This window comes from Pannonibacter sp. Q-1 (assembly GCF_054073275.1).
Genome location: NZ_JBSXNB010000004.1, coordinates 478546 through 501324 on the forward strand (window position 1 = coordinate 478546; position 22779 = coordinate 501324).

Annotated in this window: 24 protein-coding genes; 13 read left to right on the forward strand and 11 right to left on the reverse strand. The window is 64.9% G+C overall.

Annotated elements, in window-relative coordinates; all coding sequences use genetic code 11:
- Complete coding sequence (cysE, locus tag ACVNHC_RS13690; RefSeq protein ID WP_050472756.1) at positions 1-834, reverse strand: serine O-acetyltransferase; 834 nt, start codon at positions 832-834, stop codon at positions 1-3.
- 163 nt (positions 835-997) lie between these two features.
- Between cysE and ACVNHC_RS13695 the strand changes: the two genes are divergently transcribed.
- The gene (locus tag ACVNHC_RS13695) at positions 998-1801 is read left to right on the forward strand and encodes an enoyl-CoA hydratase (protein ID WP_457167578.1); all 804 of its coding nucleotides are present in this window, start codon (positions 998-1000) and stop codon (positions 1799-1801) included.
- 106 nt (positions 1802-1907) lie between these two features.
- Here ACVNHC_RS13695 and ACVNHC_RS13700 read toward each other — a convergent pair whose 3' ends face one another.
- Both ACVNHC_RS13700 and ACVNHC_RS13705 read right to left on the reverse strand, forming a co-directional pair.
- Positions 1908-2795, reverse strand: a complete 888-nt coding sequence (locus ACVNHC_RS13700; protein WP_457167579.1) for an alpha/beta fold hydrolase — start codon at positions 2793-2795, stop codon at positions 1908-1910.
- On the reverse strand, positions 2792-3544 hold the full coding sequence (locus ACVNHC_RS13705; RefSeq protein ID WP_457167580.1) for an alpha/beta fold hydrolase: 753 nt from the start codon (positions 3542-3544) through the stop codon (positions 2792-2794). The genes ACVNHC_RS13700 and ACVNHC_RS13705 overlap by 4 nt, the downstream gene beginning before the upstream one ends.
- A 228-nt stretch (positions 3545-3772) precedes the next feature.
- On the opposite strand from ACVNHC_RS13705, the gene ACVNHC_RS13710 reads away from it, so the two are divergent.
- The 6 genes from ACVNHC_RS13710 to ACVNHC_RS13735 all read left to right on the forward strand — a co-directional run bounded on the left by ACVNHC_RS13710 (position 3773) and on the right by ACVNHC_RS13735 (position 8094).
- On the forward strand, positions 3773-4018 hold the full coding sequence (locus tag ACVNHC_RS13710; RefSeq protein ID WP_122520328.1) for a zinc-finger domain-containing protein: 246 nt from the start codon (positions 3773-3775) through the stop codon (positions 4016-4018).
- Positions 4019-4099: 81 nt separating this feature from the next.
- The gene (locus ACVNHC_RS13715) at positions 4100-5290 is read left to right on the forward strand and encodes an FAD-dependent monooxygenase (protein ID WP_457167581.1); all 1191 of its coding nucleotides are present in this window, start codon (positions 4100-4102) and stop codon (positions 5288-5290) included.
- A gap of 98 nt (positions 5291-5388) precedes the next feature.
- The gene (locus tag ACVNHC_RS13720; RefSeq protein ID WP_094461921.1) at positions 5389-6138 is read left to right on the forward strand and encodes a competence/damage-inducible protein A; all 750 of its coding nucleotides are present in this window, start codon (positions 5389-5391) and stop codon (positions 6136-6138) included.
- A 16-nt stretch (positions 6139-6154) separates the two neighbouring features.
- Entirely contained in the window at positions 6155-6664 is a 510-nt protein-coding gene (gene gpt, locus ACVNHC_RS13725; protein WP_019966479.1) for a xanthine phosphoribosyltransferase, read from the forward strand.
- 167 nt (positions 6665-6831) lie between these two features.
- A complete protein-coding gene (locus ACVNHC_RS13730) occupies positions 6832-7239 on the forward strand; it encodes a hypothetical protein (RefSeq protein ID WP_457167582.1) in 408 nt (135 codons plus the stop codon).
- A gap of 108 nt (positions 7240-7347) precedes the next feature.
- Complete coding sequence (locus ACVNHC_RS13735; RefSeq protein WP_457167583.1) at positions 7348-8094, forward strand: L,D-transpeptidase; 747 nt, start codon at positions 7348-7350, stop codon at positions 8092-8094.
- Positions 8095-8222: 128 nt separating this feature from the next.
- Here the strand turns inward: ACVNHC_RS13735 and sfsA are convergent, their stop codons facing one another.
- The 3 genes from sfsA to ACVNHC_RS13750 all read right to left on the reverse strand — a co-directional run bounded on the left by sfsA (position 8223) and on the right by ACVNHC_RS13750 (position 11805).
- Entirely contained in the window at positions 8223-8924 is a 702-nt protein-coding gene (sfsA, locus tag ACVNHC_RS13740) for a DNA/RNA nuclease SfsA (RefSeq protein WP_457167584.1), read from the reverse strand.
- A gap of 10 nt (positions 8925-8934) precedes the next feature.
- Positions 8935-10383: a TrkH family potassium uptake protein gene (locus ACVNHC_RS13745; protein ID WP_247647826.1), complete on the reverse strand. Its 1449-nt coding sequence runs from the start codon at positions 10381-10383 to the stop codon at positions 8935-8937.
- 204 nt (positions 10384-10587) lie between these two features.
- Positions 10588-11805 carry a pilus assembly protein TadG-related protein gene (locus ACVNHC_RS13750; protein ID WP_457167585.1) on the reverse strand — a complete coding sequence of 406 codons (1218 nt, stop codon included), beginning with the start codon at positions 11803-11805 and terminating at the stop codon, positions 10588-10590.
- Between the two features lie 635 nt (positions 11806-12440).
- On the opposite strand from ACVNHC_RS13750, the gene ACVNHC_RS13755 reads away from it, so the two are divergent.
- From ACVNHC_RS13755 to ACVNHC_RS13780, 6 genes are all read left to right on the forward strand, one after another.
- Complete coding sequence (locus ACVNHC_RS13755) at positions 12441-13547, forward strand: methionine ABC transporter ATP-binding protein (RefSeq protein ID WP_457167712.1); 1107 nt, start codon at positions 12441-12443, stop codon at positions 13545-13547.
- Positions 13537-14214: a methionine ABC transporter permease gene (locus ACVNHC_RS13760; protein ID WP_019966460.1), complete on the forward strand. Its 678-nt coding sequence runs from the start codon at positions 13537-13539 to the stop codon at positions 14212-14214. Before ACVNHC_RS13755 ends, ACVNHC_RS13760 begins: the two co-directional genes overlap by 11 nt.
- A 38-nt stretch (positions 14215-14252) precedes the next feature.
- A complete protein-coding gene (locus ACVNHC_RS13765) occupies positions 14253-15050 on the forward strand; it encodes a MetQ/NlpA family ABC transporter substrate-binding protein (protein WP_050472735.1) in 798 nt (265 codons plus the stop codon).
- A 926-nt stretch (positions 15051-15976) separates the two neighbouring features.
- Positions 15977-16147, forward strand: coding sequence for a hypothetical protein (locus tag ACVNHC_RS13770; RefSeq protein WP_457167586.1), 171 nt, complete (start codon positions 15977-15979; stop codon positions 16145-16147).
- A gap of 127 nt (positions 16148-16274) precedes the next feature.
- Positions 16275-16421, forward strand: a complete 147-nt coding sequence (locus tag ACVNHC_RS13775; RefSeq protein WP_457167587.1) for a hypothetical protein — start codon at positions 16275-16277, stop codon at positions 16419-16421.
- 127 nt (positions 16422-16548) lie between these two features.
- Positions 16549-16695 (forward strand): hypothetical protein, encoded by a 147-nt coding sequence (locus tag ACVNHC_RS13780; RefSeq protein WP_457167587.1) that lies wholly within the window; start codon positions 16549-16551, stop codon positions 16693-16695.
- Positions 16696-16875: 180 nt separating this feature from the next.
- On the opposite strand, the gene ACVNHC_RS13785 is transcribed toward ACVNHC_RS13780, so the two are convergent.
- The 5 genes from ACVNHC_RS13785 to cysT form a co-directional block, all read right to left on the reverse strand.
- Positions 16876-17985: an NAD(P)/FAD-dependent oxidoreductase gene (locus tag ACVNHC_RS13785; protein ID WP_457167588.1), complete on the reverse strand. Its 1110-nt coding sequence runs from the start codon at positions 17983-17985 to the stop codon at positions 16876-16878.
- 90 nt (positions 17986-18075) lie between these two features.
- A complete protein-coding gene (locus tag ACVNHC_RS13790) occupies positions 18076-19812 on the reverse strand; it encodes an SLC13 family permease (protein WP_457167589.1) in 1737 nt (578 codons plus the stop codon).
- Between the two features lie 126 nt (positions 19813-19938).
- Positions 19939-21051: a sulfate/molybdate ABC transporter ATP-binding protein gene (locus tag ACVNHC_RS13795; RefSeq protein WP_457167590.1), complete on the reverse strand. Its 1113-nt coding sequence runs from the start codon at positions 21049-21051 to the stop codon at positions 19939-19941.
- Between the two features lie 13 nt (positions 21052-21064).
- Positions 21065-21934, reverse strand: coding sequence for a sulfate ABC transporter permease subunit CysW (gene cysW / locus ACVNHC_RS13800; RefSeq protein ID WP_050472731.1), 870 nt, complete (start codon positions 21932-21934; stop codon positions 21065-21067).
- Positions 21921-22778: a sulfate ABC transporter permease subunit CysT gene (cysT, locus tag ACVNHC_RS13805; protein WP_058899530.1), complete on the reverse strand. Its 858-nt coding sequence runs from the start codon at positions 22776-22778 to the stop codon at positions 21921-21923. The genes cysW and cysT overlap by 14 nt, the downstream gene beginning before the upstream one ends.
- Position 22779 lies beyond the last annotated feature (1 nt).

Below are 22779 nucleotides of genomic sequence, written 5' to 3' on the forward strand. Positions count from 1 at the left end.
TCACGCGTCAGGCTGTTTATCCGCCAGCAGCTGGTCCATGGACCGGGCCGGTTCTGCGCATCCCGCCTGCCCCACGACCCGCGCCGGAACCCCGGCCACGGTGGTGTTGCAAGGCACGTCCTGAAGCACAACCGAGCCTGCGGCAATGCGCGAGCAGCGGCCAATCTCAAGATTGCCGAGGATCTTGGCGCCCGCGCCGATGAGCACGCCCTTGCGGATCTTCGGATGCCGGTCGCCCTGCTCCTTGCCGGTGCCGCCCAGCGTCACGCCCTGCAGGATCGAGACATCATCCTCGATGACGGCCGTGGAGCCAACGACAAGCCCCGTGGCGTGATCCATGAAGATGCCCCGGCCGACAGGAACCGCCGGATGGATATCCACCTGGAAGATCTCGGAGGACCGGCTCTGCAGATACAGCGCAAAGTCGGAGCGCCCGCGCCGCCACAGCCAGTGAGCAAGGCGGTGCGTCTGCAGCGCATGGAAGCCCTTGAAATAGAGCAGCGGCTCCAGCAGCCTTTCGCAGGCCGGATCGCGGTCGAACACGGCCATCATGTCGACGCGGAAGATCTCGCCCAGTTCCGGCTCGTCGCTGAGGGCTTCGGAATAGGTCTGGCGGATGAGGGAGGCGGACACCACGTCGCGGCCCAGCCTGTCGCCAAGCCGGTGGATCACCGCATCCTCAAGGCGCCCATGGTTGAGAATGGTCTCATAAACGAAGGACGACAGGGCCGGTTCGCCGATGACCATCTTTTCGGCCTCTTCCCGAAGCTGATGCCATACGGGATCATGCAAGCTCACGGTTGGCTTGGCCGTCTTGAAAGTGGTGTTCACCATGGCGCGTCTCCTGTCGCAGGCCCTGTGCGCAGCCTCTGCCGCGCCGGACCTGTCATGCCGTCCTCATATAGGCCGGAGCGAGCCATAACAAAGCCCGGCCAAAAGGAAAAGAACTCATCACCGGACGCCATGCCCTCAAGGCGCCAGACAGGGAAGATATCACGTGACAGGACAATCGCACACTCCCCCGCCGGAACTTGAGATCCGGATTGAAGGCAGCACCGGCTGGCTGGTGATCGCCAATGAAAAGCGCCGCAACGCCATGACGCTGGAGATGTGGCGCGCCCTGCCCGCTGCCGTGTCCGCGCTTGAAGCCGATGGCGGGGTCCGGGTCATCATCCTGCGCGGTGCGGGCAGCGAAACCTTCTGCGCCGGGGCGGACATTTCCGAGTTCGAGGAAACCCGCAAGAACGCGAAAGCCGCCCGCGCCTATGAGGACATCAACCTCGCCGCCTTCGAGGCGCTGAAGGCCTGCCGCAAGCCGGTGATTGCCATGATCCGCGGCCATTGCCTCGGCGGCGGCTTCGGTCTTGCCGCATCTTGCGACCTGCGCCTTGCCAGCCACGGCAGCAGCTTCGGCATCCCCGCCGCCCGGCTCGGCATCGCCTATCCCCCGGCTGCGCTGGTGGATGTGGCCGCGCTCATCGGCCCGGCGCGGACACGGGAACTGATCTTCACCGCCCGGCGCATCGAAGCCGGCGAGGCCCTGCACTGGGGCTTTCTCAACCAGCTTCTGGAAGACAGTGCACTGGAGGCCGAGACACGGAAACTGGCGGCCACGATTGCGCAAAACGCACCGCTAACCCATGCCGCCGCCAAGGCAGCACTCACCATCCCGGCAGGCCACTCCGCACCCGATCATGATAAGGCGGAAGCCGCTGCCATCGCCTGCTTTGACAGCGCGGATTTCGCAGAGGGAAGAACCGCCTTCCTCGAAAAGCGGACTCCGGATTTCAAGGGCGCGTGAGAAGCGCCTCAACCGCACGGGCCAGAGACTGAAACGACTCAGCTTTCGGGCCCCAGTTGAATCAGAATCAGAACTTGAGCCAAACGGCTCAAGACCCTGATCCGACTCAGGCTTTGACGTCCGCCGCCAGATCCTGCAGAAACTCCAGCAGCGCGCCGGTGAAGACGTCATTGCGGTCTCCGGCCACCATGTGCCCGGCCCCGGCCACATCGGCCAGCCGGGCGTGGGGCACGAGCTGGCGGAATTCGTCGAGATGCTCCTGGCTGACCAGTTCCGACTGGCCGCCGCGTACCAGCAGCACCGGCAGGGTCAGGCGGGCTGCGGCCGCGACGAGTTCGGCTTCCACCTTTGCCCGCAGATCTTCGCCCCCTGCATGGCGTGCGGCGATAAAGGCCGGGTCCCAGTGCCAGCGGTAGCGGCCATCGGGATGGAGGCGCAGGTTCTTCGCAAGCCCGTCCAGCGAGCGCGGGCGCGGCCGGTGCGGCAGATAGGCGGCAATGGCATCCGCCGCGTCCTCCACCGTGGCAAAGCCCTCGTCCACCTTCTCGGCCATGAAGTCGAGAATGCGCGAAACGCCGCCCGCATCGACGCGCGGGGTGATATCGACCAGCACCATGGCTTCGAGCCGCCCCGGCGTCTGCGCGCCCTCAGACAGCAGTCCGGCCAACCCGCCGAGCGACGCACCGACCAGCACGGGCCGGCGGCCATGGCTCTCCGTCACCTGTGCAGCCACGGCGGAGAGATCCCGGCCGAAGTCGGCAAAATCATAAGCGCCGGAGGCCACCCACTCGCTGTCCCCATGGCCGCGCTGGTCCATGGCGTAGGCGGTGAAGCCAGCCTTGGCGAGGCGGACACCCGCCCCCGCCCAGGCGTGGCGCGTCTGCCCGCCGCCATGCAGCAGCAGCACCGGCTGGCCTGTCCCGCTGCCGAAACGGTCAACCGCAAGCCGGTTGCCCTCGGCACCGGTAAAGCTGGTGGCGGCGGGGGCGCTCATGCGGTCTGCGCCAGGAAGTCGAGGACGCCCTGCTTGTAGACCTTGTCGCCCACGGCGATCATGTGATCGCGGTTGGGGATCTCCAGCAGCCTTGCGCCCGGAATGAGGTCCGCCAGCGCCTGCGGCGATCCGGCAATGTCGTCCTTGGTGCCGACGGCCACCAGCACCGGGCGGGCGATGCGGGCGACGTCCTCTTCGGAAATCTTCTGCCGGGACGAGCGGATGCAGGCCGCCAGCGCCCGCTTGTCGGCGCCGGTCTGTTCGGCAAAGGCGCGGAAGGCCCGGCCCGTGCGATCGGGAATGTCCTGCAGGCTTTCGGCTTCCAGCGCCCGGGCAATCGGCTCGCCATCCCCGATGCCGGTGATCATGCCGTAGCCCATGCCGCCGAAGATTGCCCGGCGCACCCGGTCCGGATGATTGAGCGCAAGAAAGGCGGTGATGCGGGCGCCCATGGAATAGCCCATCACATCAACACTGGAGAGGCCGAGATGATCCAGCAGCCGCCGGGCATCCTCGGCCATCATCGGCGCGCCGTAGTCCGCCGGATCATAGAACTTGCCACTCTCGCCGTGGCCCCGGTTGTCGAGGGCGATCACCCGGCGGCCATCCTTGACCAGAAGATCCACCCAGCCCGGATTGACCCAGTTGACGGCCTTGTTCGAGGCAAAGCCGTGAATCAGCAGGATCGGCTCGCCCTCCCCCTCATCGATGTAGGCAATGTCGGCGATATCGGATTTGAAGACGGGCATGCAGGACCTGACGTTTACGTTAAAGGCAGAGACAATTTGTCCAATACCTTAGGCGCAAGATCCGCCGCTTGGAAGTCCCCCGGAATGGCTGATCTGCCTTATGCAGGGACAGGGAACCTGCAGGCCGCCGCTGCGCACGGGAAATCCGCCAAGCCCCCTACACTTTCCGGCGCGGGGGCGGTATGTTCGCGCATCTTTTGACCCGGACAGTAATCTTGGACAGGTGCCATGGCGGATCACGTAGTCCCGCATTTCCAGAACAGCAGCGGCCACGAAAGCGTTGAGATCGGCGCGCATGAATTCATGTGCATCGGCGCGAATCCGCCGTTCGATCACCCGCATGTGTTCCTCGACATGGGCGATGAAGACCAGATCGTCTGCCCCTATTGCTCGACGCTCTACAAGTTCAACCCGGCCCTGAAGTCCGCCGAAGCCAATCCGGCGGATTGCGTCTGGGTTCCGGCAGCCGCCTGAAGCCTGACCGGCTGATGTATCTTTCTGCGGTGCCCGCCGGGCGCCGCTGATCCGGCGTCCCCTTTCGGGTCAGGAGCGGCCATGACGCATCCCGTCATCATAGCCGGAGCGGGCATCGGCGGGCTGACCGCCGCCCTCGCGCTGGCACAAAAAGGTTTTTCCGTCATCCTGGCCGAAAAGGCCGCCTGGCTTGAGGAAGTGGGTGCAGGCATCCAGCTTTCCCCCAATGCCACGCATGTGCTCGCCGCCCTTGGCGTGCTGGATGCGGTGCGCAGCCATGCCTTCGAACCGCAGGAACTGACGATCCGCAGCGCAAGGCACGGCGGCACTCTTGCCCATGTGCCGCTTGGCCCCACCGCCGCTGACCGCTACGGCGCGCCCTATCTGCTGGTCCACCGCGCCGATATCCAGCGTGCCTTGCTGGACGCGGTCCATGCCATGCCGGCCATTTCCCTGCGTCTGGGCACCCGCGTGTCCTCGGTCTCCAAGGAAGGCGGCAAGCTGCAGGTGACACTGGCACAAGGGGCCACTCCCCCCGAAACGCTGGAAGCCCACGCCCTGATCGGCGCCGATGGCGTGCGTTCCGCAATACGCCAGACGATCCTCAACGGCCCTGCTCCCGTCTTCTCCGGCCGCACCGCCTACCGGGCAACCGTGCCGGCCAGCCTGATCCCGCCGCAGTTTCTGGCCGGATCCGGCATCTGGTTCGGCCGGAAGGCGCATCTTGTTCACTATCCGCTGCGGCAGGGACGGGAGTTCAATCTGGTCGCGCTGGTGGAAGAAGACTGGGATGCACCGGGCTGGTCGGAACCGGCCAGCAAGGAAAACCTGCTGCAGCGCTTTGCCGGATGGCCTGAACCCGCCCAGAACCTGCTGCGGCTGCCGGATGAATGGCTCCGCTGGGCCTTGCGGGCCGTCGATGCAGGCGGCATCTGGCAGAAAGGCCGCATCGCCCTGCTGGGGGATGCCTGCCATGCCATGCTGCCCTTCGCGGCGCAGGGCGCGGCCATGGCCATCGAGGATGGCATCGTTCTCGCGCAGCATCTGGCCGCCCGGCCGGATCAGCCCGCCGCCGCGCTTCAGGCCTATGTGCGCGAGCGCCAGCCCCGCTCGGCCAAGGTGCAGCAGACTGCGGCCACCAATTCCACCATCTACCACCTTGGTCTGCCCGCCGCGCTGGCCCGCGACACGGTGCTGCGCCTGTCCTCGCCGCAGTCGCTGCTGCAGCGGATGGACTGGATCTATGGCTGGCGCCCGCCTGCACATGCTTGAGCGCGCCGTAAACCTGAGATAAAGCGTTTTTCCCGGCATGGATGCTGCCAGCAGCCGGGCAATCCCTGAAGGTAAAAGGCCCGGAAAGGCAACAGGCCATGCAGAGCGACAAGCCCAATGACATCGTGACCGCCGCCTTTCTCGTCATCGGCGACGAGATCCTCTCCGGGCGGACCAAGGACAAGAACATCGGCCATGTGGCGGATGTGCTGACCATGACCGGCATCGATCTGCGCGAAGTGCGCGTCGTGCCGGACGACGAGGAGCGGATCGTCGAGGCGGTCAATGCCCTGCGCAGCCGCTACGACTACGTCTTCACCTCCGGCGGCATCGGCCCGACCCACGACGACATCACGGCCGATTCCATCGCCAAGGCCTTCGGCGTCAGCATTGACTACGATCCGCGCGCCATGGCCATTCTCGAGGCCCATTACGCGCCCGGCCAGTTCACCGATGCGCGCAAGCGCATGGCCCGCATCCCGGCCGGCGCAGACCTCATCGAAAACCCGGTGTCCAAGGCCCCCGGCTTCCGCATCGGCAATGTGCATGTGATGGCCGGCGTGCCCAACATCATGCAGGCCATGCTGGACGCGGTGGTGCCCACCCTGCGCGCCGGCCGCAAGATCCTGTCGCGCAGTGTCGATGCCCCCCTGCCCGAAAGCCGCATCGCCGATGCCCTGCGCCAGATCCAGAAGGACCATCCCGAAACGGTGATCGGTTCCTATCCCCGCAATCAGGACGGCCGCTACTCGACCCAGCTCGTGATCCGCGCCCGTGATGAAGACCCCTTGAACCGCGCAACCGAGGCCGTGGAAGCTGCCGTCGCTGCCGCCCTCAGCAATGCCTGAACAGGAAAAGACCTCCATGGAAAACCCGGACCAGCCGAAAGCCTTCCCCGTCTCATGGGACCAGTTCCACCGCGACGCCCGCGCCCTTGCCTGGCGCCTGTCCGGTCAGGGCGAATGGAAGGCCATTGTCTGCATCACCCGCGGCGGCCTTGTGCCGGCCGCCATCGTGGCCCGTGAGCTCGGCATCCGCACCATCGAAACGGTGTGTGTCGCCAGCTATCACGACTACGAAAACCAGGGCTCGCTGCAGGTGATCAAACCGATCGACCCGCGCGTCATCGGCCTTGATGAGGGCGAAGGCAGCGGCGTGCTGGTGATCGACGATCTGGTCGACACCGGCAAGACCGCCCGCGTCGTGCGCGAAATGCTGCCGAAGGCGCATTTTGCCACCGTCTATGCCAAGCCGATGGGCCGCCCGCTGGTCGACACCTTCGTGACGGAAGTGTCGCAGGACACCTGGATCTATTTCCCCTGGGACATGGGCTGGCAGTTCCAGCCGCCGCTGGCCAAGACGACCGCCGGCTGACCGGGCACCAGTTGAAAGCATGGGGGCGCAGGCACGTGTCTGCGCCCCAAGTGTATCTGCGCCCTTTTTGCCACAGTGATGCGATCGTGCTGCGCCTCCTCCGCCGGTCACGGTGATTTGGCTTCACCCGCCCCCTCGCTGCCACATTCCCCCTTAATGAGGGGACCATGATGACGGCCCTGAGAGGAAATCTGGCGATTCTGGCGCTCGCTCCGGCACTTGTGATGCTGGTGCTGGCTCTTGCCGTAATGCGCCCGACGCAAGCCCATTCCGCCTTTGTGAGGGCGGGACTGGTGAGTCTTGAGGCTCTCCAGCCTGCGCCCTACAGGGTCATCGCCAGCGTCACCCCCAAGGCTAGCACCCCGGACGACGGGGCGCCGGTTCTGCCCGGTCAGGGCGCGCCCTGCAAGATCATGCTGTGCACCGGCATCATGGGCTTTCCCCTGCAGGAGCAGCCGCAACGGGTGAGCGTGCCCGCCGGAACGCTGTTTCTGGGAGCGCCGGAGCCTTATGGCGATCCTCCCGCCCGCCAGGACGACCCGCCCCCCAAACCCCGTTCATCAAACTTTTCGTGAAAATGGAACGGATTAAGCCCCCGGAAAGTTGAATCGGGGAGCTTGTCGCCAGGAGCCGCGCCCGTGCAGCACAATGCCGCCGGCTCCAGATCAGAATTGAGGTTTTAAATGCTGCTTTCCCGTCGCCGGTTTCTGGTTGCCGCCTCGGCAACACTTCTTGCCGGCTGTAACACCCGTTATGTCCAGCCGGTCCCCTCGCCCGGCCTCGCCCGTGATGGCTACGAGGGCGCAGCTCCCTCCTACAGCCACATTCCGCCGGAATATCTGCAGATGTACGGCCCGATGCCGAACGAGCAGTTCCCGATCCCGGCGGCGGATCTGCGTCGCGTCAAGCCGCAGTACTTCCGTCAGATCGTGCCCTATCAGAGCCCTGAGCCGACCGGCACCATCATTGTCGACACGCCCAACCGCTACCTCTATCTGACCATGGAAGGCGGACAGGCCATGCGTTATGGCGTCGGCATCGGCCGCGCCGGCTTCACCTGGGGCGGTTCGGCCCGCATTGCCTATAAGCGCGAATGGCCGCGCTGGACGCCGCCGTCGGAGATGATCGCCCGTCAGCCGGAGCTGGAAGAGTTCCGCAACGGCATGGCACCGGGCCTCGACAATCCGCTGGGCGCCCGCGCGCTCTATATCTTCGAAGGCGGCCGCGACACGCTCTACCGCATTCACGGCACGGCAGAATACTGGACGATCGGCACCGCCGTTTCCTCCGGCTGCGTGCGCATGATCAACCAGGACGTGATCGACCTGTACAACCGCGTGCCCAACGGCACGAAGATCGTTGTGCTGCAGGCCCCTGCCAATGCCCCGGTCGCCGGCGGCGCGCAGCAGGACTTCGCCCTGCCGAGCTGACGCCATTTGCCCCGGTCCGCTTCGTCATACCAAGGCTCTGAGATGCTGACGCATCACGCCTTGCAGATGCGCAAGCGCCGCACGGGCTTGACCAACTCCCGATGAGCCGGGCTCATCGAGAGTTGGTATCAGGCACGGATTGCAACCTTGCGGGTGGCGCGGATGAACTCCGGCGTCACCTCGCAGCCGATGGCATGAGCCTCGACACCGCCTGCCATGGCCAGTCTGAGGGCCGCCGCATAGGCCGGATCGATGTCGGCAGCAAAATCCAGCTCGCTGCAATCGGGCCGCTGCACCAGATAGACCATCACCGCCCGGTGCCCGGCGCGCACCATATCCTCCAGTTCCACCAGATGCTTGGCCCCGCGCGCCGTCACTGAATCGGGAAATTCGGCAAGACCGGGCTGACGCATCAGATGGACGTTCTTCACCTCCACATAGGTGAGCCCGCCGTCCGCCCCTTCCAGCAGGATGTCGATCCGCGAATTCTTGCCGTATTTGACCTCCCGCCGCAGGCCGGCAAAGCCGGAAAGCTCCGGGATGAGCCCGGCCAGCAGCGCCTCTTCCACCAAGCGGTTGGGATGGGCCGTGCTGATGCCGACCAGCGCTCCGTCCGCCTCGATGATCTCCCAGGACCAGGCGAGCTTGCGGGCCGGATTGTCCGAGCGGGACAGATAGACCAGCGAGCCGGGCGCATTGAGGCCGAGCATCGAGCCGGGGTTGGCGCAATGGGCGGTGATCTCCTCGCCGCTGTCCAGCACCACATCCGCCAGAAACCGCTTGTAGCGCTTGACCAGACGCCCGCGAACGAGTGGCTTTTCGAAGTCCATTTTCTGCCTTTCAGTTTGCCCAGAAATCGCGGTCGAGCAGCACCAGCACGGTGAGAAGCTCCAGACGCCCCAGCAGCATGGCAACGCTCAGCACCCATTTGGCCCCGTCCGGCACCGACGCATAGCTGCCGCCGGGCCCGACAACCGGGCCGAGCCCCGGGCCAATATTGGCAATCGCACTGGCCGCTGCGGAGAAGGACGTCATGGCGCCCAGATCAAACACGGACAGCGCCAGAGTGACCGCGCCGACTGCGCCAATATAGACGATGAGATAGGACAGAACCGAGAAGGAGAGCTCGGGTGTCAGCCGGGTGCGGCCGAAATATTCCGGCGTCACCCGGTTGGGCCGCACCATCTTGCGCAGATGCGAGCGCACCGTGCCGAAGAACACCTGATAGCGGAAGATCTTGATGCTGCCGCAGGTCGAGCCCGTACAGCCGCCGACAAAGCACAGCATCAAGACGAGACCGGCCACCGCGCTGCCCCAGGCCTGATAATCGGTCAGCACAAAGCCGGTGGTGGAGGTGATCGACACCACCGTGAAGGCCGCTTTTCTGAAGGCTTCGTGGAAAACCAGATCCTGCGTGCCGCCCAGATGCACGGTCAGGCCCAGCGTCACCACGGCCATGAACAAAAGGAAGGCACGCACCTGCGGATCGGTCCAGAGCCGCAGCGGCCGCCCGCGCAGCGCCTGGACGATCAGCACGAAGGGCAGCGCGCCAAGGATCATGAAGAAAACGGACGTCCAGACCACCGCCGGCATGTCCGCAAAGGCCGCAAAGGAGGCATCGCGCGTTGAAAAGCCCCCGGTCGCCACCGTGGCCATGGCGTGGTTCACCGCGTCGAAGGTCTCCATGCCGGCCGCCGCATAGGCGAGCGCGCAGGCGAAGGTGAGCAGCAGATAGCAGCCGGCGATCAGCCGGATATGCTGCACCGAGCGCGCCACGATCTTTTCGGTGCGGTCCGCCACTTCCGTCTGGAACAGCTGCATGCCGCCGACCCTCAGGAAAGGCAGCAGCACCACGGCCATGATGGCAATCCCGGCGCCGCCCATCCACTGCAGCATGGAGCGCCAGACGAGCAGCCCCGGCGGCAGGGAATCCAGCCCCTCCAGAATGGTGGCCCCCGTGGTGGTGAAGCCGGAGACAGCCTCGAACATGGCATCGGCATAGCCGATGCCGAGCCACAGGAACGGCAGCGAGCCGAAGGCGGGCAGCGTCACCCAGGCCATCACCGTCAGCACGAAGGTCTGGCGCATGTTCAGCCCCCGGCGCAGCGTGCCGCGCATGGCGAGAGCCAGCAAGGTGCCCGCAAGGCTGGTCAGAAAGGCCGAAAAGACAAAGGCCTGCCAGTCGGCATTCTTGCTGGCCACATCCACCATGGCCGGCACCAGCATGGCCGTCGCAAGAGCGGCGTAGAGAAAGCCGAGAACACTCAGGATTGGGCGCAGAGCAATCAAGTCAGGACTTTCCGCCGGAACAACGTCACCACCGCCGCATCAGGCATCACCCCGCCGGCACATGCGCCAGACATTGCCGCGCCGCACCCGCCCTGTCGAGCCCGGATTACGCCCCATCCCCGGCTGAGGGCAAAATGAGGATAAGGCTCAGGCGTTTGCGCGGGCTGGAGCTGCTCCCGGTGCGGGTCTCACCGGGAGCAGGCATTACCGGCTTATGTAGCCGCCGCTGCCGCCACCGCCTGACTGAAGGGGCTTCAGCACCCAGTTGATCGAGTTCAGCACCAGCGTGTTGGCGACCAGCAGGAACTGTTCGCCCTGCACATCTGAACTGGCATTGAAGGTGACATCCCGGCTGGGCAGGTGGATCACGCCCTTGAAGTTTTCTCTGACGGTCGAGTTGAATATGAACTGCGAGGATGACAGGCCCGGCTTCTCGCTGAACAGAATATCGGCGTAAGGCCCGCTCTTCGGCGCGCTCAGGACGATATCCATGCCGGAGTTGAACTGAATTTTCGAGGTGTCGGCAAAATAAAAGGTAACACCATCCCCGCGCCAGACGCCGCCATTGACGTTCCATCCTCCGTCCTTGATGACGTAGAGGCCCGGCTGAAAGGTCACCGAAGGCGAGCCATTGAAGTTGAACCAGCCGCAATAGACACCGGGCGACAGGCTGACACTGGGGCCATTGAAGTTGCCGTGCCACTGCGTGCATTGCGTGCTGGCCGGAGCGCTGATCCGGCCCTCATAAGGATCGGCAAGAGGGGAACAGTTCCGCTCGAGATTGCTGTAAGTCCCGCCATTATGAATGATCCGGTCCCCGCGCAGACAGATCCGCGCGGCGTTTATGCTTGACCCACCATTGAGAATGGCGGCAGGAGACGCAGTAGACCAGACGTGTATCTCGCATTCTTTTGCCGCAATATTCACGCCCCCATTGACAACGAAGGCTTGGGAGGCGGACGGAGACTTGACGATGATACAGGGGTTGGCGCCGCCCAGCCCCGCTTCGGCAAGCACACTCACTTCCAGAGTGTTGCGCCCGAGAACGCGCAAAAAATGGGTCTCGACACGAGCGGAGACGGTCACCTGGACAGAGCCGGATTCAAAGTGGACCGCATGAACGGCAGCATCGCTGCTGATGAGCCAATTCTCCTGATTGGCCTGAAGCACCGTGGCCCCCAGCTCCGCTGCCTTGGACTGATCCCTGGTCTGCGAAACTTCCCTTGCCACCGCCATCACAGCCGCATCTGCCGCAGCCTGCAACTGCGTCCGCACCGTGACGGCATAGCCATAATCAACAGCAACACCGATGGCAGCAATCAAGGGCAATGCAAGCAAGGCGAATATGACGACGACATTCCCTCTGCGATCACCTCGTAATCGCATGATCCTGCCGACAATAGATCTTACGGCACTGTTCACGGTTATCTCTTCTCCCCCAACGGAATAAAGACAGCCATATCAGGATATTTTGAACAATCAATATCGATATTGAAACCGCAACAAGCATCAACTCAAATAAAAAATCAAAAGAACGCGAATAAAGGCCAATTACTTGAAATCCACAACGCTACATATACAAGGAAAAAATTTTCATAAATTGAAATACGTCGGAAAAATCAAGAAATGTACAGATTAAAAAAATTAATCAGAATTATTTCGCTTGGGAAAATAAACCGCTCCGCAACTGTATGCCACAGACGGGGCAGGATTGCAGCTGCCGGCGCGCCGAAACCAGAGAATTAATCATATAAATCTTCATGCATGAATCCCACCGCCGCTTCTGCCGGGAGTGCGGCATATCATACACGTTAGAACACCCGGCCGCGCCCCGGGGAGTTTCCCCCGTGCCTGAACGAAGCCCCCGGGGACCGTTCTGAAAATTTTTTCCCCGTATTTTCCAAATTGGGCCAAGCCGATCCGGAATTGAGGCGATATAGATGACCCGGTCCCTCGCGCTGCTGGCCCGGCTCTGGGATATTAGCGTCACAATCCGTCCTCACGCCCCTTCCAAGGCGTTGCGGGCGGCCCTCCCAACAGGTTCTGACCCCGTGAACATGCAATCCAATCCGCCCGATCCGCACAGTCTTGCCTCCGCGCCGGCGGATGGCAGCCCGGCGCCTCTGGTGCAGATCAAGGGTGTGGCAAAGATCTATCCGGCCCGCAGTGGCCATGCTGCCGTCGAGGCGCTGAAGGACATTGACCTGTCCGTCGGGCGCGGTCGCATTCTGGGCGTCATCGGGCGTTCGGGCGCCGGCAAATCCACCCTGATCCGCCTCGTCAACGGGCTGGAGCGTCCCAGCCGGGGCGCGGTGATCGTCGATGGCACCGATCTGACGCAGCTGAGCGAAGCCGCGCTGCGCGCCGAGCGCCGCTCCATCGGCATGATCTTCCAGCACTTCAACCTGCTGGCCCGGCGCACCGTGTTCGACAACGCCGCCCTGCCGCTGGAAATCATCGGCGCCAGCCGGTCCGAGATCGAACGGCGGGTGCGCCCGCTGCTGGATCTTGTCGGCCTCGACGGCAAGGCAGACCGGTATCCGGGCGAACTCTCCGGCGGCCAGAAGCAGCGCGTCGGCATCGCCCGGGCTCTCGCCACAGATCCCAAGGTGCTGCTCTCCGACGAGGCGACCTCGGCGCTGGACCCGGAGACGACAGACCAGATTCTTGACCTGCTGCGCCAGGTGAACCGGGAGCTAGGTCTCACCATCCTGCTCATCACCCACGAGATGAGCGTGATCAACGCCATCACCGATGAAGTCGCGGTGATCGACGGCGGCCAGATCGTTGAACATGGCCGCACCTTCGATGTCTTCACCGAACCGCAGCACCCCACCACCCGCAGCTTCGTCTCCGCCGTGACCGGCGCCGTGCTGCCGGAACATCTGCGCGCGAAGTTGCAGAGCGCGCCCCAGCCCGGCGGGCAGGCGCTGGTGCGCCTCATTTTCAAGGGTGAAGGCAGCCAGAGCCCGTTCATCAGCCACTTCTCGCGCACGCTGGGGCTCGACCTGTCCATCGTGCAGGGCAAGATCGACCAGATCGCAGGCCAAACCTATGGCCAGCTGGTCGTCAGCGTCGATGCCGCACCTGAAACCCTTGCCGCCGTTGAGGCGGGTGCCCGCTCCCACGGCCTGACCAGCGAGGTGCTTGGCTATGTTGCCTGATTTCCTGCCGCCGCACATTCTCAAGCTGATCTTCGACAGCCTGCTGCAAACCCTTCACATGGTTGCCGTTTCCGGCCTTCTGGCAACGGCCATCGGCCTGCCGCTGGGCGTGTTTCTGGCCACCAGCCGCAAGGGCGAGCTCTTCGCCGCCCCTGCCCTCAATGCGGTGCTGGGCCTCATCGTCAACGCGGCGCGCTCCACGCCCTTCATCATTCTGGTGGTGGCCATCGTGCCGCTGACCCGGCTGATCGCGGGCACCTCCATCGGAACCACGGCGGCCATCGTGCCGCTGACGATCGGCGCGACGCCCTTCGTTGCCCGCGTCATCGAAGGCGCCATCCGGGGCGTGGATCAGGGCCTGATCGAGGCGGCCCGCGCCATGGGGGCAACGCCACTGCAGATCGTGCGCAAGGTGCTGCTGCCCGAAGCGCTGCCTGCCATCACCCATGCCCTCACCTTCACCGCCGTCAGCCTCATCGGCTATTCGGCCATGGTCGGCGCCGTTGGTGGCGGCGGCCTGGGTGATCTCGGCATCCGCTTCGGCTACCAGCGCTTCATGCCCGACGTGATGCTGGCGGTCGTGCTGGTGCTCATCCTTCTCGTACAAGGCGTGCAAAGCCTTGGCGACAGCCTTGCCCGGCGCTTCGACAAGCGCGCCCGGCATTGAAGTTTCCGCTTGTCCTTTCCCAGAACCGGAGTGCTCACATGCTCTTCAAGTCCATTGCCGCGTCCCTGACCGGCGCCGTTGCTGCCCTCACCCTCTTCGCTGCCGCCCCGGCTTTTGCCGAGACGATCAAGGTCGGCGTCACCCCCGGCCCCCATGCCCAGATCATGGAAGAAGTGAAGCGCCTTGCTGCGCCCAAGGGCCTCGACATCGAGATCCTCGAATTCTCCGACTATGTGGTGCCGAACGAGGCGCTGAACGCCGGTGATCTGCAGGCCAACTCCTTCCAGCACAAGCCTTATCTCGACAACCAGGTGGCCGACCGCGGCTATCAGCTGACGGATGTGGCCTTCACGGTCAACTTCCCCATCGGCGTCTATTCGCAGAAGCACAAGGCGATCACCGACCTGCCGGAAGGCGCGACGGTTGCCATCCCGAACGATCCGACCAACGGCGGCCGCGTGCTGCTGCTGCTGGATGACGCGGGCGTGCTGAAGCTGCGTGAAGATGCAGGCGTCAAGGCCTCCATCGCCGACATCGTCGAGAACCCGAAGAAGCTGAAGATCGTCGAGATCGACGCCGCCCAGCTGCCGCGCTCGCTGCCGGATGTGGATGCCGCCGGCATCAACACCAACTATGCCAAGGAAGCCGGTCTTGATCCGGTCAAGGACCCGATCCTGCGCGAAAGCCCGAAGGGCCCCTACGTGAACCTCATCGCCGTGCGCACGCAGGACAAGGACGCCGCCTGGGTGAAGACCCTCGTGGAAACCTACAATTCCGACGAAGTGCGCAAGTTCGTCGAAGACACGTTCCACGGCGCGGTTCTCGCCGGCTGGTAATCAGCCCGGAATTTTGACCGAAGCAAACGGCAGCGCCCCTTTCCAGCGATGGAACGGGGCGCTGTTGTTTTTGGGAGGTTGCGGCGAATGAATTGAGCACAGTGCCGGTTCTGACGCCCCGCCCCTCCCCTCACTCCGTCATGCCATGGCTTGACGGAAACGGAGGGGTTTTCGCGTGATGGTGGCGTGGTCATTGGCAAGGCGGCAGGACGGCGCAAGACGGCAGGACGGCGCAAGGCCGCAGCACCGGTTCTGACGCCCCGCCCCTCCCCTCTCTCCGTCATGCCATGGCTCGACCATGGCACCCATGCCGCTCCCCATCCGCACGGGCAGCACCTCGAAGGGTCTCATCGTCACAGGGGCCCAATCCCGCACACAACTCGCTGAGACGCATCGGGGTGGATGCCATGGTCAAGCCATGGCATGACGAAAGCGGAGGGGTTTTCGCGTGATGGTGGCGTGGTCATTGGCAAGGCGGCAGGACGGCGCAAGACGGCAGGACGGCGCAAGGCCGCAGCACCGGTTCTGACGCCCCGCCCCTCCCCTCTCTCCGTCATGCCATGGCTCGACCATGGCACCCATGCCGCTCCCCATCCGCACGGGCAGCACCTCGAAGGGTCTCATCGTCACAGGGGCCCAATCCCGCACACAACTCGCTGAGACGCATCGGGGTGGATGCCATGGTCAAGCCATGGCATGACGAAAGCGGAGGGGTTTTCGCGTGATGGTGGCGTGGTCATTGGCAAGGCGGCAGGACGGCGCAAGACGGCAGGACGGCGCAAGGCCGCAGCACCGGTTCTGACACTCCGACCCTCCCTTCTCTCCGTCATGCCATGGCTTGACCATGGCACCCATGCCGTTCCCCATCCGCACGGCCAGCATCTCGAAGGGTCTCATCGTCACAGAGCCCCGATCCAGCGCACAACATGCCGGGACGCAACGGGGTGGATGCCATGGTCGAGCCATGGCATGACGGAAACGGAGGTTTTTTGCGCGAAGGCGGCGTGGTCATTGGCGAGGCGGCGGGACTGCGCAAGGCCGCAGCGCCGGTTCTGACACTCCGGGCCACCCAAACACTCCGTCATGCCATGGCTTGACCATGGCACCCATGCCGTTCCCCATCCGCACGGACAGCACCTCGAAGGGTCTCATCGTCACAGGGGCCCAATCCCGCGCACAATGTGCAGGGACGCATCGGGGTGGATGCCATGGTCGAGCCATGGCATGACGAAAGCGGAGGGGTTTTCGCGTGATGACGGCGTGGTCATTGGCAAGGCGGCAGGACGGCGCAAGACGGCAGGACGGCGCAAGGCCGCAGCGCCGGTTCTGACACTCCGGGCCACCCAAACACTCCGTCATGCCATGGCTTGACCATGGCACCCATGCCGTTCCCCATCCGCACGGACAGCACCTCGAAGGGTCTCATCGTCACAGGGGCCCAATCCCGCGCACAATGTGCAGGGACGCATCGGGGTGGATGCCATGGTCGAGCCATGGCATGACGAAAGCGGAGGGGTTTTCGCGTGATGACGGCGTGGTCATTGGCAAGGCGGCAGGACGGCGCAAGACGGCAGGACGGCGCAAGGCCGCAGCGCCGGTTCTGACACTCCGGGCCACCCAAACACTCCGTCATGCCATGGCTTGACCATGGCACCCATGCCGTTTCCCATCCGCACGGGCAGCACCTCGAAGGGTCTCATCGTCACAGGGGCCCGATCCCGTGCACAACGCGCTGAGACGCATCGGGGTGGATGCCATGGTCGAGCCATGGCAGGACGGATGATGGGGGATGCGGGCGGCGGACGGGGGCTAGCAGCCCCCTCCCTCACACCCCGCCTAATCCAGCGGCCCAGCGGGAGACGTCCGCTGCGGCACGTTTGCCGGTGAGGGCATCAGCCACGCCGAGGCCCATCAGCGGACCGAGCTTGAAGCCGTGGCCGGAGCAGGCGCTGAGCAGCCAGCCGGACTTGCCCAGCGGCTCGCTGACGAAACGCTCGTCTGCCGAGACGGTGTAATAGCAGATCTTTTCCTCGATGATCCGGTAACGCTCGGAGCCGCGCAGCGTGCCGGTCAGGGCCTCGCGCACGGGGGCGATGTCGGCTGCCGTGGGCGTGCGGTCATCACTGCCGTGGCCGATGCGGGTGAAGCGGTGATCGCCGATCTTGAGCCGTGTGCCGTTGCAGGGCGGCAGGACATAGGCGCCATAGCTGCCGCTGCCCATGTCGATGATGATGGGGGTGTCCGCCCAGGCGGCGGCGAGATCCTGCGGCGGCTCCAGATAGAGCACCAGCTGGCGCGACGGAACGAGGCGTTGAGCGGCCTGAGGCACCAGATCACTCACCCAGGCACCGGCGGCCACAATGACTGCATCGAAGCTCTCACGGTTGCCATCCACCGTCACCGTAGCGCTGTCCGGGTCCACATCCGTCACGCGGGAGTGGGGCCTCAGATCCGCGCCGTTTTCCGCCAGCCAGGCGGCAAGCGCCGAGATGATGCGGGCGGCGAAGAGCACGCCGGTTCCGCCCACCTCGAAGGCCTCGCGGATGCCGGAGGTTTCCAGCACCGGGATCATGGCCGCAAGCCCGTCCAGCGGCAGGCGGCGGATGGGGATGCCGAGCGCGTTCATTTCCGCTTCGGCGGCGGGAAAATAGCTCACCTCGCCGCGCGAGACATGCACCATCGGGCGCGGCTCGAAATGGCGCTGCCCCAGATCCTGCCAGAGCGCGTCATAGGCCCGGAAGGCCTCGGGCATCAGCTGGCCATAGCCATCCAGCCCCGGATAGATGTGGCGGGTGATGCGGTGCTCGTCGTGAGAGGTGGCCAGCGGATTGGGGATAGGGCCCTGATCAAAAACCGTCACCGCCACACCGGCCTTGCGCAAGGCCCATGCTGCCGGCAACCCGCCAATACCAGCGCCAACAATCGCAACTTTCACCGTCTCGTCTCCTGTGCCTGTCAGACCCAATCTAGACAGGAAGCGTCAGCTGCAACAGCGGCGCGCGGCCTTCCCCACAGCCTAAAAGCCTCAAGTCCAGAACAGGGCGAGCCCGGCAATGGCACCGGCACAGGCGGCCAGCGTCACCGGCCAGCCTGCCTTGAGGAAGTCGGCAAAGCGGTAACCGCCGAGCCCATAGGCCAGCGTGTTGTTGTGGTGGCCAACGGGAGTGAGGAAGTCGAGCGAGGCGCCGAAGGCAACGGCCGCCAGCAGCGGCGCAGGCGGCAGGCCAAGGCTCGCTGCCGTCTGCAGGGCAACGGGCGCAAGGATCGCCGCCGTTGCGGCATTGTTGACGAGCGGCGTCATGACGAGGGCAATCACCAGCATGGCGATGGCAGCGGGCAGCAACTGGCCCGGCACCAGATGCACGGCCAGCGCTTCGGCCAGCATGGCAGCCGTTCCCGTCGTCTCCATGGCATCACCAAGCGGCAGCATGGCGGCCAGCAGCAGAATGATGGGCCAGTTGAGAGATTTCAGCGCCACCCGCAGATCGAGATGGCCGAGCAGTGCCAGAACCAGCACCGTGCCGCCAAGGGCTGCCTCCGGTGTCACATAGCCGGTGGCGGCCACCACAAGCCCGGCCACGAACAGCACCAGCGGCACCGGCGAGGCCTGCGGCACGGACTCCGGAGCGCTGGCGGATGCGGCCTCCACCACGATCAGGCCGTGATCCTCGGCCAGCTGCCGTGCGGCGCCAGCTGCGCCGCAGAGCGTCAGCACATCGCCGGTCAGAAGCTGCAGGTCCGCCAGCCGCCCTTCGTGCCGCCGCCCGTGGGTGGTGACGGCAGCAGGGCGCAGGTCCAGCTCCTCCAGGTCTGCAATGGCCGCGATGCGCGATCCGGCAAGGCTGCTGTGCGGCATCACGGCAAGCCGTGTCAGGGCTTCACCGGGCTCGGGCTTGACCGCGGGCGCAAGGCGGCCTTCCGCGATGAGCGGCGTGAACAGCCGGGCCCGGGCTTCGGCAAAGACGAGATCACCGGGCAGAAGCTCCGTCTGCGGACGCAGCGGAAACACATGCGCCTCCTGCCGGATGACGGAGATGATGCGGCCCTGCAGCCGTGCAGCAAGACCTTCCAGCGTTTCCCCGCCCTGCGTTACGGCAAGCTCACGCACGTCGAACAGATCGTCTTCCGGACCGTCACCGGCAGCACCAGCGGGAACCAGCGGAAAGATACGCGGGCACCAGAAGAGGAGGACGGCCAATCCGGCTGCAGCAATCACGGCGCCGGCGGGAAACAGCGAAAGGAACGGCAGCCCCTGCCCCGTCGCCGCTTTCAGCGTGTTGCTGACGATGAGGTTGGCGGGCGTGCCGATGAGCGTGCAGACACCGCCGAGCAGCGTTGCGAAAGCCAGCGGCATCAGCATGGCGCGGCTGTCGTATCCGCCGGTCTGCGACAGGGAGAACACCAATGGCAGCAGCAGGGCCATGGCGCCGATGTTGTTCATGACGGTGGAGAGCACCGCGCCCGTGATGCACAGGCAGGCGAGAAGCCCGGCGGGGCGCAGGCCCAGCCCGGACAGCCACTGCCCGAAGCGGATGATGATCTGGCTGCCGTGCAGTGCTTCGACGATCAGAAGCACTGCTATAACGGTGATGACCGCCGGATGGGCAAAACCAGCAAAGGCAGCGCTGGCGGGAACAAGGCCAGACACGCAGGCAAGGCCAAGCCCGGCAAGCGCAACGGTTTCGATGCGCCAACGGTCAAGCACGAACACGGCCAGCATGCCGCCGAGAAGCGCCAGAAGAAGTCCCTGATCAAACGTCACGCCGCCCCTGCCGCCATCCTGTCCGGCTGTTCCACTGCCGCAACTCTAGCCGGGCCAGGGCAAAAGCCCAAGCCCGGCGAAAGGAACTGACGAAAAGGACTGGCGAAAGAACCCGGCAACCAGCCCTCAGCGTGATGCGGCCCGCGCGGAGGCGGGGGAGCCTGCCTCCTCCCCGGCCGCACCGGAGACGGCGGCCCCGCCATTGGACGGAAACACCTTCCAGGCAAGCGGGCGGAAGGAAATCTGGCTGCGCAGCGAGGCCGGATGGCCGACGGGAACGTCGATCTCCACCTTATGGCGCGAGCCGCCGAGTTCCAGTTCGAGACGCCGGGAGCCGGCATGGCGGCGGCTGGCGGAAACCGTGCCGGCAAAGCAGCCGCCGCAGCCCTGCGTGATGTCCACCTGATCCGGGCGGAAAAACAGTGTGCCATCCCCCTCAGCAGCGCCCTGTGCGGCGAGGCCGGTGGGCCGGTCATCGAGCCACACCTGCCCGCCTTCGATCCGCACCGGCACTTCCGACGCTTCGCCGATGAAACGGTGCACGAAGGGCGAGCCGGGATTGTCATAGACATCATCGGCCGAGCCCACCTGCTCGATCCGGCCCCGGCTCATCACCACGACCCGGTCGGCAAGCTCCAGCGCCTCTTCCTGATCATGGGTGACGAAGACCGTGGTATGGCCGGTGGTGTCGTGGATCTCGCGCAGCCAGCGGCGCAGATCCTTGCGCACCTGCGCATCCAGCGCACCGAAAGGCTCGTCCAGCAGCAGCACGCGCGGCTCGATGGCGAGCGCCCTTGCAAGAGCCACACGCTGGCGCTGGCCGCCGGAAAGCTGCGCCGGATAGCGCTTCTCAAGGCCGGAGAGCTGCACCAGATCCAGAAGCTCCAGCGCCCGCCTGCGGATATCCTCCTTCAGCGGGCGGAAGGCGCGCGGGCGGACGGAGAGGCCGAAGCCGATGTTCTCCAGCACGGTCATGTGCCGGAACAGGGCATAATGCTGGAAGACGAAGCCGATCTGCCGCTCCTGCACGCTGCGGCGCGAGGCATCCTCCTTGCCGAAGAAGATCTGGCCGCTGCTGGGCGTCTCAAGCCCGGCAATCAGCCGCAGCAGCGTGGTCTTGCCGGAGCCGGACGGCCCCAGAAGGGCGATGAGTTCGCCGGAATGAATGTCCAGAGACACATCCTCCAGCGCATTGGCGGCACCGAAATCCTTGCGGATGTTGCGGATGGAAAGCTCCATGGGTCAGGCTCCATCAATGGCCGCGCGAGGCGGACAACTGTCCGGCATAGCGCAGCTCGATTGCGGTCTTGAGGATGAGGGTCAGCAGCGCCAGACCGGCCAGCAGCGAGGCAACGGCAAAGGCAGCGGCAAAATTGTATTCGTTGTAGAGGATCTCGATGTGCAGCGGCATGGTGTTGGTCACGCCGCGAATGTGGCCGGAGACCACCGACACAGCCCCGAACTCGCCCATGGCACGGGCATTACACAGCAGCACACCATAGAGCAGGCCCCAGCGGATGTTCGGCAGCGTCACCCGCCAGAAGGTCTGCCAGCCGCTGGCCCCGAGGCTGAGCGCAGCTTCCTCATCGCCCGTGCCCTGCTCCTGCATCAGCGGGATCAGCTCCCGCGCCACGAAAGGAAAGGTGACGAAGACCGTCGCCAGCACGATGCCCGGCACGGCAAAGAGGATCTCGATGCCATAGCCCTTCAGCCAGGGCCCGAGCACGCTGCCGGAGCCGAACAGCAGCACGTAAACCAGCCCCGAGATGACCGGAGACACGGAGAACGGCAGATCGATCAGCGTGATCAGGAATGCCTTGCCCTTGAACTCGAACTTGGCGATGGCCCAGGCCGCCGCGACGCCGAAGACCAGATTGAGCGGCACGGCAATGGCCGCAACCAGCAAAGTCAGGCGGATGGCGGACAGAGCATCCGGGTCCTGCAAGGCAGACACCCAGGCGCCCGGCCCGTTGCGGAAGGCTTCGCTGAAGACCGCAAGCACCGGCAGAGCCAGAAACACCGTCAGGAACAGCAGGGACAGAAGCACCAGCAGCAGCTTGGCCAGGGGGCTTTCGCTGATGGGTGAGGAGCGGGTCAGAAAGGCAAGATCAGCCATGGCCATATCTCCGGCGGCTCCAGGCCTGCGTCAGGTTGATCACCAGCAGCATGACGAAGGAGATGATCAGCATCAGCGCGCCAATGGCCGTCGCTGCGCCATAGTTGAATTCCTCAAGCCGGATCACGATCAGCAGCGGCGCGATTTCCGTGACATAGGGAATGTTGCCCGCGATGAAGATCACCGAGCCGTATTCCCCTGCCCCGCGGGCAAAGGCGAGCGCGAAGCCGGTGAGGCTGGCTGGCAGCAAAGCGGGCAGCAGCACGCGGAAGATGGTCTTGAACCGGCCTGCCCCAAGGGTCGCCGCCGCTTCCTCAACTTCCCGGTCCAGATCCTCCAGCACCGGCTGCACCGTACGCACCACGAATGGCAGCCCGATGAAGACCAGAGCAATGACCACGCCCGGAAAAGCATAGGCGATCTTGATGCCATAGGGCGCCAGCAGCGCGCCAATGGGGCCGTTGGGGGCATAGATGGCCGTCAGCGCGATGCCCGCCACAGCCGTCGGCAGGGCAAAGGGCAGATCGACGATCGCATCGATCACCCCGCGCCCCGGAAAGCGGTAGCGCACCAGCACCCAGGCAGTGATCAGGCCGAAGACCAGATTGATCAGGGCGGCGATGAAAGCCGCCTCGAAGCTGACCCGCAAGGCCCCGGCCGTGCGCCGGTCGGTGGCGATGCGGATGAATTCGTCAAGCCCCAGCCCGGCGGCGCGCCATGCAAGCGCCGCAAGTGGAATGAGGATGATCAGCGTCAGGTAGGTCACCGTGTAGCCGAGCGTGAGCCCGAAACCGGGAAGCACGCTCGGCTGACGGAACCGCCACCGCGCCTGTGGAGTGATGGCTGCCATC

Bases quoted from the DNA above. Each gene is read 5' to 3' on its own strand.
- ACVNHC_RS13710 (WP_122520328.1), top strand. From the start codon at position 3,773: ATGGCGGATCACGTAGTCCCGCATTTCCAGAACAGCAGCGGCCACGAA.
- ACVNHC_RS13755 (WP_457167712.1), top strand. From the start codon at position 12,441: ATGCAATCCAATCCGCCCGATCCGCACAGTCTTGCCTCCGCGCCGGCG.
- ACVNHC_RS13715 (WP_457167581.1), top strand. From the start codon at position 4,100: ATGACGCATCCCGTCATCATAGCCGGAGCGGGCATCGGCGGGCTGACC.
- ACVNHC_RS13760 (WP_019966460.1), top strand. From the start codon at position 13,537: ATGTTGCCTGATTTCCTGCCGCCGCACATTCTCAAGCTGATCTTCGAC.
- ACVNHC_RS13730 (WP_457167582.1), top strand. From the start codon at position 6,832: ATGATGACGGCCCTGAGAGGAAATCTGGCGATTCTGGCGCTCGCTCCG.
- ACVNHC_RS13700 (WP_457167579.1), bottom strand. From the start codon at position 2,795: ATGAGCGCCCCCGCCGCCACCAGCTTTACCGGTGCCGAGGGCAACCGG.
- cysT (WP_058899530.1), bottom strand. From the start codon at position 22,778: ATGGCAGCCATCACTCCACAGGCGCGGTGGCGGTTCCGTCAGCCGAGC.
- ACVNHC_RS13705 (WP_457167580.1), bottom strand. From the start codon at position 3,544: ATGCCCGTCTTCAAATCCGATATCGCCGACATTGCCTACATCGATGAG.
- gpt (WP_019966479.1), top strand. From the start codon at position 6,155: ATGGAAAACCCGGACCAGCCGAAAGCCTTCCCCGTCTCATGGGACCAG.
- ACVNHC_RS13780 (WP_457167587.1), top strand. From the start codon at position 16,549: ATGACGAAAGCGGAGGGGTTTTCGCGTGATGACGGCGTGGTCATTGGC.
- ACVNHC_RS13735 (WP_457167583.1), top strand. From the start codon at position 7,348: ATGCTGCTTTCCCGTCGCCGGTTTCTGGTTGCCGCCTCGGCAACACTT.
- cysE (WP_050472756.1), bottom strand. From the start codon at position 834: ATGGTGAACACCACTTTCAAGACGGCCAAGCCAACCGTGAGCTTGCAT.
- ACVNHC_RS13770 (WP_457167586.1), top strand. From the start codon at position 15,977: ATGCCGGGACGCAACGGGGTGGATGCCATGGTCGAGCCATGGCATGAC.
- sfsA (WP_457167584.1), bottom strand. From the start codon at position 8,924: ATGGACTTCGAAAAGCCACTCGTTCGCGGGCGTCTGGTCAAGCGCTAC.
- ACVNHC_RS13775 (WP_457167587.1), top strand. From the start codon at position 16,275: ATGACGAAAGCGGAGGGGTTTTCGCGTGATGACGGCGTGGTCATTGGC.
- cysW (WP_050472731.1), bottom strand. From the start codon at position 21,934: ATGGCCATGGCTGATCTTGCCTTTCTGACCCGCTCCTCACCCATCAGC.
- ACVNHC_RS13795 (WP_457167590.1), bottom strand. From the start codon at position 21,051: ATGGAGCTTTCCATCCGCAACATCCGCAAGGATTTCGGTGCCGCCAAT.
- ACVNHC_RS13720 (WP_094461921.1), top strand. From the start codon at position 5,389: ATGCAGAGCGACAAGCCCAATGACATCGTGACCGCCGCCTTTCTCGTC.
- ACVNHC_RS13765 (WP_050472735.1), top strand. From the start codon at position 14,253: ATGCTCTTCAAGTCCATTGCCGCGTCCCTGACCGGCGCCGTTGCTGCC.